Source organism: Xenorhabdus budapestensis, assembly GCF_002632465.1.
Classification (GTDB): Bacteria; Pseudomonadota; Gammaproteobacteria; order Enterobacterales; family Enterobacteriaceae; genus Xenorhabdus; species Xenorhabdus budapestensis.
In genome coordinates this window covers 1-472 of the sequence record NZ_NIBS01000145.1, presented here as the reverse complement: position 1 = coordinate 472, position 472 = coordinate 1, and the positions used below count along the sequence as shown (strand labels likewise).

Genomic DNA, 472 nt, shown 5'->3' with positions numbered 1-472 from the left:
TGCGCCCACGCTGAACAGCAATATGCTGACCAGTCCTAACCAAATACGACGGCAGCCAGGTAGATATCCTCTCATTGAAACACGCCCTTTTTCTCTTCCTGTGGTTGTGGCATGGCTTCCAGCCGCTGTGGCATGCCGTCGTAACAGTCCAGTGCCAGCCCGAAAGGGTTACGCTCGGCATCGCCCTCCCAGCGCACCACTTTCAACGGATAACGTACCAATGCCCGTTTGACCGGTTCGGCGTGATAGTATTCATCGGCCACCAAATCCAGCCGGACCACCCAGTTATCCCGGTCACGCACCGTCACACTGCGCGTCCCATAGCCCCGGCCAGGAATTTCATACACCACCCGCACCCGGTCGGGCAGCTCGGCACTGTCGGCACGGGTTTTGGCATCTTCCCGTAAAAAATCCTGACAGGCCGGCGTCAGATAAGGTGATAAAGCGTAAATTTTGGCCGGATAGTCCTGTG

1 protein-coding gene is annotated in these 472 nt (G+C 57.0%); it reads right to left on the bottom strand.

The features are described 5' to 3' along the window. Positions 1-71 precede the first annotated feature (71 nt). A partial coding sequence (locus Xbud_RS19350; protein ID WP_099137557.1) for a PFL_4703 family integrating conjugative element protein occupies positions 72-472 on the bottom strand: 401 nt, incomplete at its 5' end.